17 protein-coding genes are annotated in these 16,618 nt (G+C 63.3%); 7 read left to right on the plus strand and 10 right to left on the minus strand.

Going from position 1 to position 16,618, the window contains the following annotated elements; all coding sequences use genetic code 11:
- Positions 1–33 precede the first annotated feature (33 nt).
- Entirely contained in the window at positions 34–936 is a 903-nt protein-coding gene (gene hslO / locus ACF8K2_RS06660; protein ID WP_312154568.1) for an Hsp33 family molecular chaperone HslO, read from the minus strand.
- Positions 937–1,045: 109 nt separating this feature from the next.
- On the opposite strand from hslO, the gene ACF8K2_RS06665 reads away from it, so the two are divergent.
- Positions 1,046–1,846, plus strand: a complete 801-nt coding sequence (locus ACF8K2_RS06665; RefSeq protein ID WP_392464014.1) for a phosphatase PAP2 family protein — start codon at positions 1,046–1,048, stop codon at positions 1,844–1,846.
- 138 nt (positions 1,847–1,984) lie between these two features.
- Here the strand turns inward: ACF8K2_RS06665 and ACF8K2_RS06670 are convergent, their stop codons facing one another.
- Positions 1,985–2,386, minus strand: a complete 402-nt coding sequence (locus ACF8K2_RS06670; protein WP_264235206.1) for an RNA-binding S4 domain-containing protein — start codon at positions 2,384–2,386, stop codon at positions 1,985–1,987.
- 142 nt (positions 2,387–2,528) lie between these two features.
- Here ACF8K2_RS06670 and ACF8K2_RS06675 point away from each other — a divergent pair, with 142 nt between their 5' ends.
- A complete protein-coding gene (locus ACF8K2_RS06675) occupies positions 2,529–2,978 on the plus strand; it encodes an ATP-dependent zinc protease (RefSeq protein WP_264235378.1) in 450 nt (149 codons plus the stop codon).
- A complete protein-coding gene (rimK, locus tag ACF8K2_RS06680; protein WP_119137413.1) occupies positions 2,975–3,880 on the plus strand; it encodes a 30S ribosomal protein S6--L-glutamate ligase in 906 nt (301 codons plus the stop codon). The genes ACF8K2_RS06675 and rimK overlap by 4 nt, the downstream gene beginning before the upstream one ends.
- Positions 3,881–3,999: 119 nt before the next feature.
- Here rimK and ACF8K2_RS06685 read toward each other — a convergent pair whose 3' ends face one another.
- Both ACF8K2_RS06685 and ompR read right to left on the minus strand, forming a co-directional pair.
- Positions 4,000–5,313 (minus strand): ATP-binding protein, encoded by a 1,314-nt coding sequence (locus ACF8K2_RS06685; protein ID WP_186552866.1) that lies wholly within the window; start codon positions 5,311–5,313, stop codon positions 4,000–4,002.
- A gap of 119 nt (positions 5,314–5,432) precedes the next feature.
- Positions 5,433–6,173 carry a two-component system response regulator OmpR gene (gene ompR, locus ACF8K2_RS06690; protein WP_186552867.1) on the minus strand — a complete coding sequence of 247 codons (741 nt, stop codon included), beginning with the start codon at positions 6,171–6,173 and terminating at the stop codon, positions 5,433–5,435.
- Positions 6,174–6,404: 231 nt separating this feature from the next.
- Here ompR and ACF8K2_RS06695 point away from each other — a divergent pair, with 231 nt between their 5' ends.
- From ACF8K2_RS06695 to ACF8K2_RS06710, 4 genes are all read left to right on the plus strand, one after another.
- Positions 6,405–8,729: a Tex family protein gene (locus ACF8K2_RS06695; RefSeq protein WP_186552868.1), complete on the plus strand. Its 2,325-nt coding sequence runs from the start codon at positions 6,405–6,407 to the stop codon at positions 8,727–8,729.
- Positions 8,729–9,112, plus strand: a complete 384-nt coding sequence (locus ACF8K2_RS06700) for a PaaI family thioesterase (RefSeq protein ID WP_186552869.1) — start codon at positions 8,729–8,731, stop codon at positions 9,110–9,112. The genes ACF8K2_RS06695 and ACF8K2_RS06700 overlap by 1 nt, the downstream gene beginning before the upstream one ends.
- Positions 9,113–9,370: 258 nt before the next feature.
- Entirely contained in the window at positions 9,371–10,963 is a 1,593-nt protein-coding gene (gshA, locus tag ACF8K2_RS06705) for a glutamate--cysteine ligase (protein WP_392464018.1), read from the plus strand.
- Positions 10,963–11,592 (plus strand): TetR/AcrR family transcriptional regulator, encoded by a 630-nt coding sequence (locus ACF8K2_RS06710; protein ID WP_392464019.1) that lies wholly within the window; start codon positions 10,963–10,965, stop codon positions 11,590–11,592. The genes gshA and ACF8K2_RS06710 overlap by 1 nt, the downstream gene beginning before the upstream one ends.
- 142 nt (positions 11,593–11,734) lie before the next feature.
- On the opposite strand, the gene ACF8K2_RS06715 is transcribed toward ACF8K2_RS06710, so the two are convergent.
- The 6 genes from ACF8K2_RS06715 to ssuE all read right to left on the minus strand — a co-directional run bounded on the left by ACF8K2_RS06715 (position 11,735) and on the right by ssuE (position 16,460).
- Entirely contained in the window at positions 11,735–11,950 is a 216-nt protein-coding gene (locus tag ACF8K2_RS06715; protein WP_027595183.1) for a molybdopterin-binding protein, read from the minus strand.
- 31 nt (positions 11,951–11,981) lie between these two features.
- Positions 11,982–12,794, minus strand: a complete 813-nt coding sequence (gene ssuB / locus ACF8K2_RS06720) for an aliphatic sulfonates ABC transporter ATP-binding protein (protein ID WP_186552872.1) — start codon at positions 12,792–12,794, stop codon at positions 11,982–11,984.
- Complete coding sequence (gene ssuC, locus ACF8K2_RS06725; RefSeq protein ID WP_186552873.1) at positions 12,791–13,588, minus strand: aliphatic sulfonate ABC transporter permease SsuC; 798 nt, start codon at positions 13,586–13,588, stop codon at positions 12,791–12,793. The genes ssuB and ssuC overlap by 4 nt, the downstream gene beginning before the upstream one ends.
- An 11-nt stretch (positions 13,589–13,599) precedes the next feature.
- Positions 13,600–14,748 carry an FMNH2-dependent alkanesulfonate monooxygenase gene (gene ssuD, locus ACF8K2_RS06730; RefSeq protein ID WP_264235201.1) on the minus strand — a complete coding sequence of 383 codons (1,149 nt, stop codon included), beginning with the start codon at positions 14,746–14,748 and terminating at the stop codon, positions 13,600–13,602.
- Between the two features lie 59 nt (positions 14,749–14,807).
- Entirely contained in the window at positions 14,808–15,773 is a 966-nt protein-coding gene (locus tag ACF8K2_RS06735) for a sulfonate ABC transporter substrate-binding protein (protein WP_392464022.1), read from the minus strand.
- Between the two features lie 93 nt (positions 15,774–15,866).
- On the minus strand, positions 15,867–16,460 hold the full coding sequence (gene ssuE / locus ACF8K2_RS06740) for an NADPH-dependent FMN reductase (RefSeq protein ID WP_392464023.1): 594 nt from the start codon (positions 16,458–16,460) through the stop codon (positions 15,867–15,869).
- Positions 16,461–16,618: the final 158 nt, after the last annotated feature.

A 16,618-nucleotide genomic window follows, 5' to 3' on the forward strand; every position in this document is an offset into this window, starting at 1 on the left:
TTTAGACAGGAGAATTCACTACGATTAAACGTTTTAGTGACGTGTTTCTGCTGCCCCGCCTGTGCCGCCACCGGCAAACAATTGCGCCACATCGGCGGCGTCGAACAGATAACGCTGATTGCAGAACTGGCAATCCACCTCGATCTGCCCGCCATGTTCGGCCACCAGCTGTTGGGCGTCGTCCTGGCCAAGACTGACCAGAGCATTGCCGGAACGTTCCCGAGAGCAGCTGCAACGGAACTGTAGCGGCTGGATATCGAACAGGCGCACAGCGTCTTCGTGATACAGACGGTGCAGCACGGTTTCGTTGTCCAGGCCCAGCAGCTCTTCAGCTTTTACGGTGTTGGCCAAGGCCTTGACGTGGTTCCAGCTCTCGTCACGCTCGTCGCTGTCTTTGTGGCGATCAGCCGGCAGTTGCTGCACCAGCAAGCCACGTGCGCGGGTGCCGTCGGCGGTGAGGGAAATGCAGGTGTTGATCTGCTGGGACATGACGAAGTAATTGGTGAAGCACTCCGACAGGTCCTTGCCATGCAGGTCGACCATGCCCTGGTAACGCTGGCCGTTGATCGGGTCGATGGTCAGGGCGAGCACGCCTTCGGGCATCAAGTCTGCCAGGGTAGCATCGGCTGCGATCTGGCTCGCTTCATACCGCGCCAGGCCACGGATCTCGTGCTCGCTGGAGCATTCGATCATCAGCAGCGGCACCGGCCCTTCGGAGCGCGCCTGAAGAATCAGCAGGCCATCGAACTTGAGCGTGCCGACCAGCAGGGCAGCGGCGGCCATCAGCTCGCCAAGCAACTGCGCGACCGGCTGCGGGTAGGGATGCTTGGCCAGCACCTCGGCGTAGCTTCGCTCCAGCCCGACCATTTCGCCGCGCACGTCGCGGTCGTCGAAGATGAAACGTTGGGTGAAATCGGTATCTGGAAAATCGCTCATAGGTTCTGGCTATCTGAAAATGATGTCAAAATGTTTACAGGCCTTACAAAAGGCCCGATGCAGAGCGCTCACGAGGCGCTCCATATCCTGTTGGTAATAGAGGTATCTTATGGACAATCGACCACTGTTCCAAGCGAAGTGGTCCTGGGGACCCTTGGCAGCCTGCACGCTGCTGCCCATCGCTCTACTGTGTTTCTGGTTATGGCCATTTGGCCAGATCCTGTGCCTGACTTTCGACGAGTGGCTGTTCCACAGCCTCAATGGGCCGCTGGCCGACAGTAGCGCCTGGCGTTACATCTGGACCCTCGGCAGCCTGCGACCGTTCGACATCGTCGTCGGCCTGATACTTCTGACGCTGCTGATCCGTGGCGAATGGGTGTTCAAGGCCAGCCAAGTACGCGAGGCATTTTTTGGCTTTTTGATCACGCTTATCCTCTTAGTGGTGATTCGCGCGCTGTTTTCCAAGTGGGTGGATGCATCCGGATGGCAACACGATAGTCCATCGATGGTGTTTGACGATGCCATTCGCCTGAGCGATTTCTACCCGCACCTTGAAGCTCATTGGGAGCTTAAAGACCGTTCCAGCAAGAGTTTCCCCGGTGACCATGCCTCGGTGTTGCTGGTCTGGGCGCTGTTCATGAACCTGTTCAGTCGCCGTTTGCTGCAACGACTGGTGATCTGGGGGCTCGCTGGCGTGTTCATGCTGCCGCGCCTGGTGGCCGGTGCGCATTGGGGGCAGGACGACTACATCGGCGGATTGCTGATGGCGGTGCTGGCGTTGGGCTGGAGCTGTTATACGCCGCTGGCGGCTAAAGGCAGCGCGGCGCTGCTGCGCTGGACTGCGCCATTGTTCGGTGTGGTTGAGCGATTGCCGTTGGTCGGCAGGTTGGCTGTGGTGCGCGGCGCCTGATCGATTGTGGGGCCGCTTTGCGGCCCTTCGCGGGCAAGCCCGCTCCCACAATGACAGCGCTGAGCCCAATAGCGGCGCGGTCCCTGTGGGAGCGGGCTTGCCCGCGAAGGGCTGCAAAGCAGCCCCAGCAGCCACTTCTCAATCAAAACTGCCATGCAGCTGATGAATCTGCCGCCGCTGCTTCTTGTTCGGCCGACCGTCGGTGGTCATGCCCAGCGCCCCATCCTTGCGCTGCTGCGCCGCTTGCTCACGACGACGAATGCTCTCTTCGGTCTCGGCATACAACAGCTGCGCCTCCGGCGCACCGCGGCGTACCACTGACAGTGCCTTGACCACCACGGTGCGCTCGTCAAACCCGGTGCGCAAAACGAACTCATCGCCCAGGCGCGGCTCCTTGCCCGGCTTGCAGCGCTCGCCCCGGCAATGCACCTTGCCACTTTCGATGGCGGCCTTGGCCAAGGCACGGGTCTTGTAGAAACGCGCCGCCCACAGCCATTTGTCCAGGCGCACCTTGTCGTCGTCTTCAGGCTTTTGTGCCATCTCATTTCCTCGAATTCTGTCTTTCACGGAACTGTACTACCGTGACTGACGGATGCAAAAAAACTGCGCGATGCTTACAGTTCACCACCTTATCCGCAGGGTGTGATTAGTGAAGACATTTGACCATCTGAGTGTGATCGGCCTGCGTGAGTGGGTCGCCCTGCCCGACCTCGGCGTCGCGGGGCTGCGCGCCAAGATCGACACCGGTGCCAGCACCTCCAGCCTGCACGCCACCGATGTGGAAACATTCGAGCGTGACGGTGAGCCATGGGTGCGCTTCACGGCGCACCTGGGTACCGTGGTGCAGTTGCGCCATCGTCGCTGCGAAGCGCCGCTGGTGACCATGAAGACCATCAAGAGCTCCAATGGCCAGGCCCAGGTACGCTATGTGATCCGCACCGCGCTGGCCCTGGGCGACCGGGTCTGGGAGGTCGAATTCACCCTGGCCTGTCGCAAGGCCATGCGCTACCGCTTGCTGCTCGGTTCCAAGGCGTTGATCCACGGCCAACTGGTGGTCAACCCAGGTTTGAAATACGTGCAAGACAAACCGGCCTTCCTGGCCACCCTTTCCCCTGTCACAGGTGCTGCATGAAGATCGCTGTGCTGTCGCGCAATCCGCGTCTGTATTCCACCCGCCGCCTGGTCGAAGCCGGTACCCAGCGCGGCCATGAGATGGTTGTGATCGATACCCTGCGCGCCTACATGAACATCGCCAGCCACAAGCCGCAGATCCACTATCGCGGCAAGCCGCTGGAAGGTTTCGATGCAGTGATCCCTCGCATCGGCGCATCGGTGACCTTCTATGGCTGCGCGGTGCTGCGCCAGTTCGAGATGATGGGCGTGTATCCGCTCAACGAGTCGGTGGCCATCGCCCGCTCGCGCGACAAGCTGCGCTCGCTGCAGCTGCTGTCGCGCCGGGGTATCGGCCTGCCGATCACCGGCTTTGCCCATTCTCCGGACGACATCCCAGACCTGATCCAGATGGTCAACGGCGCACCCTTGGTGATCAAAGTACTGGAAGGCACGCAAGGCATCGGCGTGGTGCTGTGCGAGACGACCCAGGCGGCAGAATCGGTGATCGAGGCGTTCATGGGCCTGAAGCAGAACATCATGGTCCAGGAGTACATCAAGGAGGCTGGCGGCGCCGACATCCGCTGCTTCGTGGTGGGTGACAAGGTGATCGCCTCGATGAAGCGCCAGGCCAAGCCAGGCGAGTTTCGCTCCAACCTGCATCGCGGCGGCGTCGCCAGCCTGATCAAGATCACCCCGGAAGAGCGGATCACCGCTATCCGTGCGGCCAAGGTCATGGGCTTGAGCGTGGCCGGGGTGGATATCCTGCGCTCCAATCACGGGCCGTTGGTGATGGAGGTGAATTCATCGCCTGGGCTGGAAGGCATCGAGGTGACCACCAGCAAGGATGTGGCTGGGATGATCATCGAGCATCTGGAAAAGAATGGCGGGCCGAATCAGACCCGGACCAAAGGCAAAGGCTGATGCTGTTGATCCTGGCCTCATCGCGGGGCAAGCCCGCTCCCACGCCAACTTCCAGCATGACGAAATTTCGGCGTGGGAGCGGGCTTGCCCCGCGATAAGGCCGGTACAGACGCTAACGATCAAACAGCATTACGCGGCAACAACAGCCCCAACGGCAAACGCACCCGCGCCTCGATCCCACCGCCAGATCGATTGCGCAATTCAACATTGCCGCCATGCTGGGCCGCGATCCGCTTGACGATCGCCAGCCCCAGCCCGGTGCCCTTGCCGCCACGCGCCCGGTCTCCGCGAATGAACGGGTTGAAGATCGTCTCCAGCTCCGACTCATCGATCCCCGCCCCGCGGTCGAGCACGCTGAGCACCACATACGGCGCACTCTCGTCGCCCGACACATAGGCCGCCACCTCGACGCCTTTGCCGGCGTGATGCAGCGCGTTGCCAATCAAGTTACCCAGCATGCGCTTGAGTGAAACCCGGCGCAGCGGGAATGGCGGGATCGGCTCCAGGCACAGGCGCACACGCTCCTGTGGCTGGTTGTACGGCGCCACCACTTCACGCACCAGATCACCCAGGTCGACCTCCTCCACCGGCTCATCACGGCCATCGCGAATGAAGGCCAGGAACTGGTCAAGGATGGCGTCCATATCCTCGATATCCCGCACCATGTCATCGGTCAGGTCGTTGTCGTTGGCCATCAGCGACAGCGACAAGCGCAGGCGTGTCAGCGGCGTGCGCAGGTCATGCGACACCCCGGCCAGCATCAACTCACGCTCACGCGCGGCCTGTTCGACGTCTTCGGCCATCTGGTTGAACGAGCGGTACACCTCGGCCATCTCGCTCGGCGTGTCGCTGATCGGCAAGCGTACGCTACGCCCCTGCCCCAGCTGGCGCGCGGCAAACACCAGGCGCTTGAGCGGTTGGTTGAGCTGGCGGACGAAGATCCAGGCAGAGGCTGTGGACAACAGGCCGATCGCCAGGAACCAGCCCAGCACGTTCCAGATTTTCTGGCCACGCAGCGGGTGCGGATACAGCGGCACCTTGAGCCAGCCCGGCCCCAGGCTCGGGGCATTGACCCACAGCGCCGGCGGGGCGTGCACGCGCAGGCGCACTTCAGTGTCTTCGCCCAGCTCGGCCTGCATCTGGCGCTGGTAGATCTCGCTGTACGGCCAGTGCTGCTCGCCTTCCGGCACACCGGAGCCGGTGACTCGGATCAAGCCAGCAGCCTCGGCGATCTTGTCGCGATTCTCCTCGTCGGCCGCCCAGTAGGCGCGCAAGGTCAGTGCCACACCATGGCTGTACTGGCGGTCGACCAGTACGTCCTCGTTCATCAACAGGTACACCAAGGTCAGCGCCTTGGAGAACAGGACGACGATCAGCACCAGCCACAGCGTGCGGGCGAAGAAGCTTTGCGGGAACCACAGGGGCGTTTTCATCGAAGACAACTATTGCAAGACAGCCGCGAGCAGGGCTCGCCAGGGTTGCCGGCCGGCCACAGACGAAAACAGGGCGGCCCGTTCGGGTCGCCCTGCCGCGTCATGGCAAGCCTGCAGGCTCATTTGCCGGCGTTTCCATCCGGCACGAACACGTAGCCCACGCCCCAGACGGTCTGGATGTAGCGCGGCTTGGACGGATCCGGCTCAATCATGCGCCGCAAGCGCGAAATCTGCACGTCGATGGAGCGCTCCAGGGCGTCCCACTCACGGCCACGGGCCAGGTTCATCAGCTTGTCGCGGGTCAGCGGCTCACGGGCGTGCATGACCAGCGCCTTGAGCACGGCGAACTCACCGGTGGTGAGCATGTGCACTTCTTCGCCACGCTTGAGCTCGCGGGTAGCCAGCGACAGCTCGTAGTCGCCAAAGGTGACGGTCTCGTCTTCGCTACCCGGAGCACCCGGTACGCTTGGCGCCTGCCGACGCAGTACTGCCTTGACTCGGGCTACCAGCTCGTCGGGGTTGAATGGCTTGGCCAGGTAATCGTCGGCGCCCAGTTCGAGGCCCTTGATACGGCTCAGCTCGTCGCCTTTGGCGGTGAGCATGATGATCGGGATCTGGTTGTTCGCCGCACGCAGCCGGCGGCAGGCGGACAGGCCGTCCTCGCCAGGCAGCATCAGGTCGAGCACCACCAGGTTGAACACTTCACGCGCCAGCAGCCGGTCCATCTGTTCGACGTTGGGCACCGCACGGGCGCGAAAGCCCTTGCTGGTGAAGAAACGTTCCAGCAGGCTGCTGAGCCCTGGATCGTCGTCGACGATGAGAATCTTGTCGCCTTCAGCGGTATTTGCGGTGCTGGTCATCAATAACTCCTCTGATATCGCCGCGTATTATGGCGTAGCCATTGCGGCGCGTGCCGTGTGCATTGTTAGCAGATTTTTCCCGGGGCGCCACTTCCGTGCAGATCCCGGCTGGCTCAGCGCCATCACCGCAAGCCTGGCGTGATGAGTATAATGCGCGGCTTTCACCCAGCGCCGCCGGGCTCGAATGCCCACCTGCGGCCTCCAGTATTCACATATTGTCAGGTGGTTCTCATGGACAGCATCAACAGCCGTATCGCCCAGGAACTGGGCGTTCGCCCGCAACAGGTCGAGGCGGCCGTGGCCCTGTTGGACGAAGGCTCGACGGTGCCCTTCATCGCCCGCTACCGTAAGGAAGTGACCGGCAGCCTGGACGACACCCAACTGCGCCACCTGGATGAGCGCCTGCGCTACCTGCGCGAGCTGGACGACCGTCGTGCAAGCATCCTGGCCAGTATCGAGGAGCAGGGCAAACTGACCCCGGAACTGGCCCGCGACATCAAGCTGGCCGACACCAAGACCCGCCTCGAAGACCTTTACCTGCCATACAAGCAAAAGCGCCGCACCAAGGGCCAGATTGCCCTGGAGGCCGGCCTTGGCGAGCTGGCCGACGGTCTGTTCAACGACCCGCAACTGAGCCCGGAAACCGAGGCTGCACGCTTTGTCGATGCCGATAAAGGCGTGGCCGACGTCAAGGCTGCGCTCGAAGGCGCCAAGTACATCCTCATGGAGCGTTTCGCCGAAGACGCAGGCCTGCTGGAAAAACTGCGTAACTTCCTCAAGCAGGAGGCCGTGCTCAGTGCCCGCCTGGTGGCCGGCAAGGAAGAGGAAGGCGCCAAGTTCCGCGACTACTTCGCCCATGACGAACTGCTGCGCACCGCGCCTTCGCACCGCGCCCTGGCGATCTTCCGCGGCCGTAACGAAGGCATTCTCAGCGCCTCGCTGAAGGTTGGCGAAGAGCTGCCGGGCACCCTGCATCCGTGCGAGCTGATGATCGCCAGCCATGTCGGCATCGAAAACCGTGACCGCCCGGCTGACAAGTGGCTGGGCGAGGTGGTGCGCTGGACCTGGAAGGTCAAGCTCTACACCCACCTGGAAACCGATCTGTTCGGCGAGCTGCGCGACAATGCCGAAGGCGAGGCGATCAACGTCTTCGCCCACAACCTGCACGACCTGCTGCTGGCCGCACCAGCTGGCCCGCGGGCGACCCTGGGCTTCGACCCGGGCCTGCGTACCGGCTGCAAGGTCGCGGTGGTCGACGCCACTGGCAAGCTGCTCGACTACACCACGGTTTACCCGCACGCGCCGAAAAACGACTGGGACCGCACCATTGCCGTGCTCGCCGCGCTGTGCGCCAAGCACTCGGTGGAGCTGATCGCCATCGGCAACGGTACCGCCAGCCGCGAGAGCGACAAGCTGATTGCTGAGCTGGTGAAAAAGTATCCCGCCCTGAAGATCACCAAGATCATGGTCTCCGAAGCCGGCGCGTCGGTGTACTCGGCCTCGGAACTGGCCGCACGCGAATTCCCTGACCTGGACGTGTCGATCCGTGGCGCCGTCTCCATCGCCCGCCGCCTGCAGGATCCGCTGGCCGAGCTGGTGAAGATCGATCCGAAATCGATCGGCGTCGGCCAGTACCAGCACGACGTCTCGCAGCTGAAACTGGCGCGTGGCCTGGACGCCGTAGTCGAGGACTGCGTGAACGCCGTCGGCGTCGACGTCAACACCGCCTCGGTGGCGCTGCTGACGCGCATCTCCGGCCTCAACGCGACCCTGGCGCAGAACATCGTTGCCCACCGCGACGCCAACGGCCCGTTCGCCACCCGTGCCGCGCTGAAAAAGGTCAGCCGCCTCGGCGAGAAGACTTTCGAGCAGGCCGCAGGCTTCCTGCGGGTAATGAACGGTGACAACCCGCTGGACGCCTCGGCGGTGCACCCGGAAGCCTACCCGCTGGTGCAGCGCATCGCCGCCGACACCGACCGTGACATCCGCTCGCTGATCGGCGACAGCGGTTTTCTCAAGCGCCTGGACCCGAAGAAGTTCACCGACGAGACCTTCGGCCTGCCGACCGTCACCGACATCCTCCAGGAGCTGGACAAGCCTGGCCGCGACCCGCGCCCCGAGTTCAAGACCGCCTCGTTCCAGGACGGCGTTGAAGACCTCAAGGACCTTGAGCCGGGGATGATCCTCGAAGGCGTGGTGACCAACGTCACCAACTTCGGTGCCTTCGTCGACATCGGCGTGCACCAGGACGGCCTGGTGCACATCTCCTCGCTGTCGGAGAAGTTCATCAAGGATCCGCGTGAGGCGGTCAAGGCCGGCGACGTGGTCAAGGTCAAGGTCATGGAAGTGGATATCCCGCGCAAGCGCATCGGCCTGTCCATGCGCATGGGCGATACCCCTGGCGAGAAGGTCGAAGGCAACCGTGGCGGTGGCCGTGGCAATGGCGGCAACCGTGCGCAGCAAGCGCCACGCCAACGCGAAACCACGCCTGCCGCCCCAGCCAATAACGCCATGGCGGCGCTGTTCGCTAACGCCAAGCAGTTGAAGAAAAAGTGATGGACGTGCCCAAGGAGTACGTCGAGAGCGCCTTCAGCCAGCTGCTGGGCTGCCGACTGCAACACCTTGAACAAGGTGTTGCCACGGTCGCCCTGGCGCTCGAACCGCACCTGCGCAACCGTGGCCAGAAGCTGCATGGCGGGGCGATCTTCAGCCTGGTCGACATCGCCATGGGCCTGGCCTGCTCGGCCAGCCATGGCTTTGACCAGCAGAGCGTGACCATCGAGTGCAAGATCAACTACATGCGCGCCGTCAGCGACGGTGAAGTGCTGTGCACCGCCCGCGTGCTGCACGCTGGGCGGCGCACCCTGGTTGTCGACGCCGACGTAGTCCAAGGCGACAAACTGGTGGCGAAAGCGCAAGGAACCTTCGCGGTTCTCTAGCTCCCAAACAGGTATCTGCGGTATTTTCGGCAGTACTGAACGGTGGGGCCGCTACGTGCCCCATCGCAAGCTGCATCAGCTCCCACAGGTTTCATGCCGTATCTGGGGGAGCTGGCGCAGCCTGCGATGGGCTATGTAGCGGCCCTGAATCGGCGTTGGCATTACCGAAAACCCAGCTAAACCAGGCGACAACGCCAGTTCCTTTGTCCCTACCCTTGTAGACCGTCATATCTACCCCCATATTGGGGCGACTGACGCGTGAAGGAATACATCTTGAGCGACCTCCTCAAAAGCCGCCTGAGCCTGCTCAGTGCCAATCTCCCCTTGCTCAAGCAGTGCCTGCACGGTATTGAGCGCGAATGCTTGCGCGTGACCGACGAAGGTCGCCTGGCCCAGACCCCGCACCCGCAAGCCCTGGGATCGGCGCTGACCAACGAGCAGATCACCACCGATTATTCCGAGTCGCTGCTGGAGTTCATCACCCCAGCCCTGGCCGATCCTGCGCAAGTGCTGGAGAACCTCGAGGAGGTCCACCGCTTCGTTCAGTCCAAGCTTGGCAACGAATACCTGTGGAGCCCGTCGATGCCCTGCGCATTGCCGGCCGAAGAAGACATTCCGATCGCCTACTACGGCACCTCCAATATCGGCCAGCTCAAGTACGTCTACCGCAAGGGCCTGGCCCTGCGCTATGGCCGCACCATGCAGTGCATTGCCGGTATTCATTACAACTTCTCGCTGCCTGAAGCGCTTTGGCCGCTGCTGCGCCAAACCGAAGGCGGCACCGAGAGCGACCGCGACTACCAGTCGTCGGCGTACATCGCCCTGATCCGTAACTTCCGCCGTTACAGCTGGCTGCTGATGTATCTGTTCGGCGCCTCGCCGGCGTTGGACGCCGGCTTCCTGCGGGGCCGTGCGCATCAGCTCGAGCACCTCGACGCCGAAACCCTGTACCTGCCCTACGCCACTAGCCTGCGCATGAGCGACCTGGGTTACCAGAGCAGCGCCCAGGCCGGCCTGACGCCGTGCTACAACAACCTCGCCAGCTACACCGACAGCCTGCGCAAGGCGGTGGGCACGCCCTACCCGCCCTACGTCGAGGTCGGCACGCACAAGGATGGCGAGTGGGTGCAGTTGAACACCAACATCCTGCAGATCGAAAACGAGTATTACTCGAACATTCGCCCCAAGCGCGTCACCTACACCGGTGAGCGGCCGATCCAGGCGCTGATGGCCCGTGGCGTGCAGTACGTCGAGGTGCGCTGCCTGGACATCAACCCGTTCCTGCCGGTGGGTATCGACCTGGCGCAGGCGCGCTTCCTCGATGCCTTCCTGCTGCTCTGCGCGCTCGACGACAGCCCGCAGCTGGACAACGGCGAATGTGGCCAATGCACCAACAACTTCCTGACCGTGGTCAAGGAAGGCCGCCGCCCAGGGCTGGAGCTGCAGCGGGGCGGTCAGCCGATCGCGCTCAAGGCCTGGGCCTCTGAGTTGATCGAACGCATCACGCCACTGGCCGAGCTGCTCGACCAGGCCAACGGCGGTCAGGAGCACGTTCGAGCGCTACGCTCGCAGCAGGCCAAGATCGATGATCCTGAGCTGACGCCATCGGCCCAGGTCCTGGCACGCATGACCGAACACGACGAAACCTTCGTGCAGTTCTCCCTGCGCCAGAGCCAGCTGCACGCCGCAACGTTCCGCGAGCAGCCGCTGAGCCCGGAGCGCCAACAGGCCTTCGAGACCCTGGCGCGCAACTCGCTTGCCGAGCAAGCCAAGCTTGAGCAGGAAGAAGTCGGCGATTTCGATGTGTTCGTCGGCGCCTACCAGGCGAGCATCCTGGCGATCAGCAACTGATGACCCGCACAGCCACGCCACGCAAGCCACGCGCGAGCAGCCAGGCCAGGATCGAAGCAATCCTGGCGGCGGCGCGCGAACTATTGGCTGAGCAAGGTGTGACTGGGCTGTCGGTGTACAGCGTTGCCGAGCGGGCGCAGATCCCGCCGTCCTCGGTGTATCACTTCTTCGCCAGCGTTCCGGCGCTGCTTGAAGCGCTCACCGCCGATGTACACCGGGCGTTTCGCGAAGCATTGCGGGCGCCGATTGACCCCGCCACGCTGGTGACCTGGCATGACCTGTCGCGGCTGATCGAGCAACGCATGCTCGACATCTACAACGGCGATGCCGCGGCGCGTCAGTTGATCCTGGCGCAACATGGTCTGAGCGAAGTGGTGCAAGCCGACCGGCAGCACGACATGGAATTGGGCGAGCTGATGCACAAGCTGTTCGACCAGCACTTCCAGTTGCCGGCGGTGCCGAGCGACGTCGATGTGTTCGCCCTGGCCATGGAACTGAGCGACCGGGTGTATGCCCGCTCGGTGCAGTTGCATGAGCAGATCACCCCGCGCATGGCCGAGGAAGGCAAGCGGGTGTTCGAAGCGTACCTGGGGTTATACCTGCCGCCGTTCCTGCCAAAACGCATTTGAAGAACGCGCAACGTGGGAGCGGGCTTGCCCCGCGATAGCGACCGTCGCGACACCCTCGTCGTCCGGTCTGACACTATCGCGGGGCAAGCCCGCTCCCACGTATCACGCTCACCACATGGCATGGCTGGGCATGCTCAGGTCATCACAGCTTGGCGATGGACACCTCGGTCGATTTGACGAAGGCAATCACTTCGCTGCCGACCTGCAGCTCCAGCTCACGCACGGAGCGGGTGGTGATCACCGAGGTGACGACGCCTGAAGCGGTCTGCACGTCGATTTCCGACAGTACCGGACCTTCGAGGATTTCTTTCACGGTGCCTTTGAACTGGTTACGGACGTTGATGGCTTTGATAGTCATGGTTTGATTCCTTCTTTCTGGCTTCTGGGGTTCAGTGGGCCCAACGCAGTTGCGTGGGCAAAGGGGCTACAGGGTCCGGCTCGGGCGGTGTGCCCGGGACGGAAAGAACACGGTTGAGCACTTCGCTTTCCAACGCCGCCAGGCGGTGCGAACCACGCGCCCGAGGCCTGGCCAGGTCGACGTTAAGGTCCAGGCCGACTTCGCCGTCCTCGATCAGGATCACCCGGTCGGCCACCGCAACGGCCTCGCTGACGTCATGGGTGACTAGCAGCACGGTGAAACCATGCTGACGCCACAGGCGTTCGATCAGTTGCTGCATCTCGATCCGGGTCAGCGCATCCAGAGCACCGAGCGGTTCATCCAACAGCAGCAGGCGCGGCTGGTGAATCAGCGCACGGGCCAAGGCCACACGTTGCTTCTGGCCACCGGACAAGGCCGCCGGCCACTCATTGGCGCGATCGGCCAGGCCGACCGCTTCCAAGGCTTGCAGCGCCTTTGGCCGCCAGTCGCCGGACAACCCCAGGCCAACGTTGTCGATCACTTTTTTCCAGGGCAGCAATCGCGCGTCCTGGAACATCAAGCGGGTTTCCTCACGGGCCTCGGCCAACGGCGCAGCACCGGCCAGCAGTTCTCCGGCACTGGGCTTGTCGAGCCCGGCCAGCAAGCGCAGCAAGGTGCTCTTGCCGCAGCCGCTGCGCCCTACGATGGCGACGAACTGACCGGCCGGGATGTGCAGGTCGATCCCGCGCAGCACTTCGCGCTGACCGAACGTCTTGCGCAGGCCTTGGGATGCCAGGGGGATGCCACGCAACAAGCGCGGCGGTTGTTCCTTGAGCACGGTCATGCGCCCTCCTTCTTCGCCGGTTGGTAGGCCGGGTGCCAGCGCAGCCAGACACGCTCCAGGCCACGGGCGGCGAGGTCGGCGAGCTTGCCGAGCACGGCATACATGACGATGGCCAGGACCACCACGTCGGTCTGCAGGAATTCACGCGCATTCATTGCCAGGTAACCGATACCGGCGTTGGCCGAAATGGTCTCGGCGACGATCAAGGTCAGCCACATGAAGCCCAGGGCGAAACGCACACCGACCAGGATCGACGGCAGCGCACCGGGCAGGATCACCTGGCGGAACAGGCCAAAGCCGGACAGGCCGTAGCTGCGCGCCATTTCCACCAACGCCGGGTCCACATTACGAATGCCGTGGTAGGTGTTCAGGTAGATCGGGAACAGCGTGCCCAGCGCGACCAGGAAGATCTTGGCCGACTCATCGATGCCGAACCACAGGATCACCAGCGGGATCAGCGCCAGGTGCGGTACGTTGCGGATCATCTGCACCGAGCTGTCGAGCAGACGTTCGCCCCAGTTCGACAGGCCAGTGATGAAGCCCAGCAACAGACCGATGCTGCCGCCGATCAGGAAGCCGACGCCTGCGCGCCAGCCACTGATCGCCAGGTGGCTCCAGATCTCGCCGCTGCGCACCAGCTCGACGCCTGCACTGATCACCGCACTCGGCGCCGGCAGGATGCGGGTCGACAGCCAGCCTGCGCTGACTGCCAGTTGCCACACCGCCAACAGCAGCACGGGCAAGGCCCACGGCGCCAGGCGTTGCGACAGGTTGGAGGAGGTTGCACGACTCATGGCCTACGTCCTCAGCTCTGCGACACGGACTTGGGCAGGATGTCGTTGGCCACCATCTCGCCGAACGGGCTCACGTAGCCGCCGGACTTCGGCTGCTCAGGGCGCTGCACGTCCAGATGCGGGAACAGCAGTTCAGCCACCCGGTAGGACTCTTCCAGGTGTGGATAACCGGAGAAGATGAAGGTATCGATACCCAGGTCTGCGTATTCCTTGACCCGCGCCGCAACGGTCGGGCCATCGCCCACCAGCGCAGTGCCGGCACCACCACGCACCAGGCCAACGCCGGCCCACAGGTTGGGGCTGACTTCGAGGTTGTCGCGCTTGCCGCCGTGCAGGGCAGCCATGCGTTGCTGGCCAACCGAGTCGAAGCGCGCCAGCGAAGCCTGGGCACGGGCGATGGTGTCATCGTCCAGGTGCGAGATCAGGCGATCGGCAGCGGCCCAGGCCTCTTCGTTGGTTTCCCGCACGATCACGTGCAGACGAATACCGAAGCGTACTTCGCGGCCTTGGGCGGCGGCTTTCTCACGCACCTGGGCGATCTTTTCGGCCACGGCCGATGGCGGCTCGCCCCAGGTCAGGTACAGCTCGACCTGCTCGGCGGCCAGGTCCTGGGCTGCTTCTGACGACCCACCGAAGTACAGCGGCGGGCGCGGTTGCTGGATCGGCGGATAGAGCAGCTTGGCGCCCTTCACCTGGATGTGCTTGCCGTCGTAGTCGACGTTTTCGCCTTCGAGCACCTTGCGCCAGATGCGGGTGAATTCGACCGACGCTTCGTAGCGCTCCTGATGGTTCAGGTGCAGGCCGTCACCCGCCAGCTCGTCCGGGTCACCGCCGGTCACCAGGTTGAACAGCGCGCGGCCATTGGACAGGCGATCGAGGGTCGCGGCCTGGCGAGCGGCCACGGTCGGCGAGATGATGCCTGGGCGCAGGGCGACCAGGAATTTCAGGTTCTGCGTCACCGGGATCAGCGAGGCAGCGACCAGCCAGGAGTCCTCGCAAGAACGTCCGGTCGGGATCAGCACCCCGCCAAAGCCAAGGCGGTCGGCGGCCTGGGCGATCTGTTGCAGGTAACCGTGGTCGACCGCGCGGGCGCCGTCGGAGGTGCCCAGGTACTTGCCGTCACCGTGGGTGGGAAGGAACCAGAAAATATTAAGGCTCATTGGAGTTGTCTCCTCAAGTGGGGCTCAACCGGAGCGACGCCCCGGCACAGGCGAATCAATCAAGGCGCGCTAGCGACCTTGGCCGGGGGTGTCCAGATCACGTCCTTGATGCTCAGCGGCTTGGGAATCAGCTTGAGCGCCTGGAAGGTGTCGGCGATCTTCTGTTGGGCGGCCACCACTTCAGGGGTCAGCGGCGCGGCACCGTAGCCTTGGCGCTTGACCGAGGTCAGGGTGATGTCGGCGGGCAGACCGAGCAGGGGTGCAACCTGGTCGGTAACTTCCTGCGGGTTGGCCTGCGACCACTCGCCGACGGCGCGGACTTCTTCGATCAGGGTGTTGATCACAGCCGGGTGCTGGGTGGCGTAATTGCGGGTTGCCAGGTAGAACTGGTGGTTGTCGACCAGATCCTTGCCATCACGCAGGGTGCGCGCTTGCAGTTGCTGTTCGGCGGCGGCCTGGTACGGGTCCCAGATTACCCAGGCATCTACGCTGCCACGCTCGAACGCGGCGCGGGCATCGGCTGGCGGCAGGTACACCGGTTGGATGTCGGCGTAGTTCAGGCCAGCGTCTTGCAGCGCGCGGACCAGCAGGTAATGCACGTTGGAGCCTTTGTTCAGCGCAACTTTCTTGCCCTTGAGCTCTTTTACCGACTGGATCGTCGAGCCCTTGGGCACCAGGATCGCTTCGCTGTGCGGGGCAGGCGGCTCGTAGGCCACATACAGCAGATCGGCGCCGGCGGCCTGAGCGAACACAGGCGGGGTTTCGCCGGTGACGCCGAAGTCGATCGAGCCGACGTTCAAGCCTTCGAGCAGCTGCGGGCCGCCCGGAAACTCGGTCCATTGCACCTGGATGCCCTGATCGGCCAGGCGCTTCTCCAGCGTACCCTTGGCCTTGAGCAGCACCAGGGTGCCGTATTTCTGATAACCGATGCGCAGGCTCTCGGCCTGGGCTTGGGTGATGGCGCCGAAGGACACAGCCGCCGCAAACAGGGCGACCAGACCGCGACGCAAGAAGACTGTGCGCATGGCGCTCTCCTGTGCGAATGAGGTTCGGGTTGCACCTGCTTGCCTCGTTGACGGGCGAGTAAGGTGGAAAAACAGTGAAGCGGTTGGGCGAGTTCAGATACTCCAGCGAGCACTGATCAGGCGTTCGTTGAGCTCGCCAGGAGCCACCGGTTTCGGCCGGCGGGCCAAGGCGCTGTGAAACGTTTCCAGCGAATCGAGCAGTCGCGCTTGCAGCGCGTCGGTCAACTGCGCCGGGTTGTTGCCTTCGCCGTAGGCGATCTGGCTGTCGTCGGCGAAGATCCCTTGCAGGGTCTCCTGCGCCTTGAGTGCCGACAGCACGGGTTTGAGTGCGTAATCCACCGCCAGCATGTGGGCGATGCTGCCGCCGGTTGCAATCGGCAGGACCACCTTGTGTTCCAGCGCGCGCTCCGGCAGCAGGTCGAGCAAGGTCTTCAGGGCGCCAGCAAACGATGCCTTGTACACCGGGGTGGAAACCACCAGGCCATCGGCCTGGGCGACCAGGTCTTGGAAGTGGCGCACCTGCGGGCTGTCGAAGCGGGCATGCAGCAGGTCTTCGGCGGGGAACTCACGTACCTGGAAGGTCACCACCTCGACCCCGCGATCCTGCAGCCACTGGCGTGAACGCTCTAGCAGCACGCCGGAGCGTGAACGGGTACTTGGGCTTCCACCGACCGAAACAACCAGCATTGACGCGCTTCCTTGGATTCGTTGCCGGGGCTTTGCAGTTGTACGCCCCGCTGATGGAGTGACATTAACAGCACATCACATATATCTATAAATCATATTTTTTCATTTGTTTATTCTATTTTTAATATAAAGCGAAACCAGCGATTGTGTGGGAGCGA

The organism is Pseudomonas sp. xss_2 (assembly GCF_043104195.1).
GTDB classification, from domain to species: domain Bacteria; phylum Pseudomonadota; class Gammaproteobacteria; order Pseudomonadales; family Pseudomonadaceae; genus Aquipseudomonas; species Aquipseudomonas urmiensis.

Bases quoted from the DNA above. Each gene is read 5' to 3' on its own strand.
- ACF8K2_RS06710 (WP_392464019.1), top strand. From the start codon at position 10,963: ATGACCCGCACAGCCACGCCACGCAAGCCACGCGCGAGCAGCCAGGCC.
- ssuC (WP_186552873.1), bottom strand. From the start codon at position 13,588: ATGAGTCGTGCAACCTCCTCCAACCTGTCGCAACGCCTGGCGCCGTGG.
- ACF8K2_RS06715 (WP_027595183.1), bottom strand. From the start codon at position 11,950: ATGACTATCAAAGCCATCAACGTCCGTAACCAGTTCAAAGGCACCGTG.
- ACF8K2_RS06685 (WP_186552866.1), bottom strand. From the start codon at position 5,313: ATGAAAACGCCCCTGTGGTTCCCGCAAAGCTTCTTCGCCCGCACGCTG.
- ompR (WP_186552867.1), bottom strand. From the start codon at position 6,173: ATGACCAGCACCGCAAATACCGCTGAAGGCGACAAGATTCTCATCGTC.
- ACF8K2_RS06665 (WP_392464014.1), top strand. From the start codon at position 1,046: ATGGACAATCGACCACTGTTCCAAGCGAAGTGGTCCTGGGGACCCTTG.
- ACF8K2_RS06695 (WP_186552868.1), top strand. From the start codon at position 6,405: ATGGACAGCATCAACAGCCGTATCGCCCAGGAACTGGGCGTTCGCCCG.
- ACF8K2_RS06700 (WP_186552869.1), top strand. From the start codon at position 8,729: ATGGACGTGCCCAAGGAGTACGTCGAGAGCGCCTTCAGCCAGCTGCTG.
- ssuE (WP_392464023.1), bottom strand. From the start codon at position 16,460: ATGCTGGTTGTTTCGGTCGGTGGAAGCCCAAGTACCCGTTCACGCTCC.
- ssuD (WP_264235201.1), bottom strand. From the start codon at position 14,748: ATGAGCCTTAATATTTTCTGGTTCCTTCCCACCCACGGTGACGGCAAG.
- ACF8K2_RS06735 (WP_392464022.1), bottom strand. From the start codon at position 15,773: ATGCGCACAGTCTTCTTGCGTCGCGGTCTGGTCGCCCTGTTTGCGGCG.
- hslO (WP_312154568.1), bottom strand. From the start codon at position 936: ATGAGCGATTTTCCAGATACCGATTTCACCCAACGTTTCATCTTCGAC.
- ACF8K2_RS06670 (WP_264235206.1), bottom strand. From the start codon at position 2,386: ATGGCACAAAAGCCTGAAGACGACGACAAGGTGCGCCTGGACAAATGG.
- ssuB (WP_186552872.1), bottom strand. From the start codon at position 12,794: ATGACCGTGCTCAAGGAACAACCGCCGCGCTTGTTGCGTGGCATCCCC.
- rimK (WP_119137413.1), top strand. From the start codon at position 2,975: ATGAAGATCGCTGTGCTGTCGCGCAATCCGCGTCTGTATTCCACCCGC.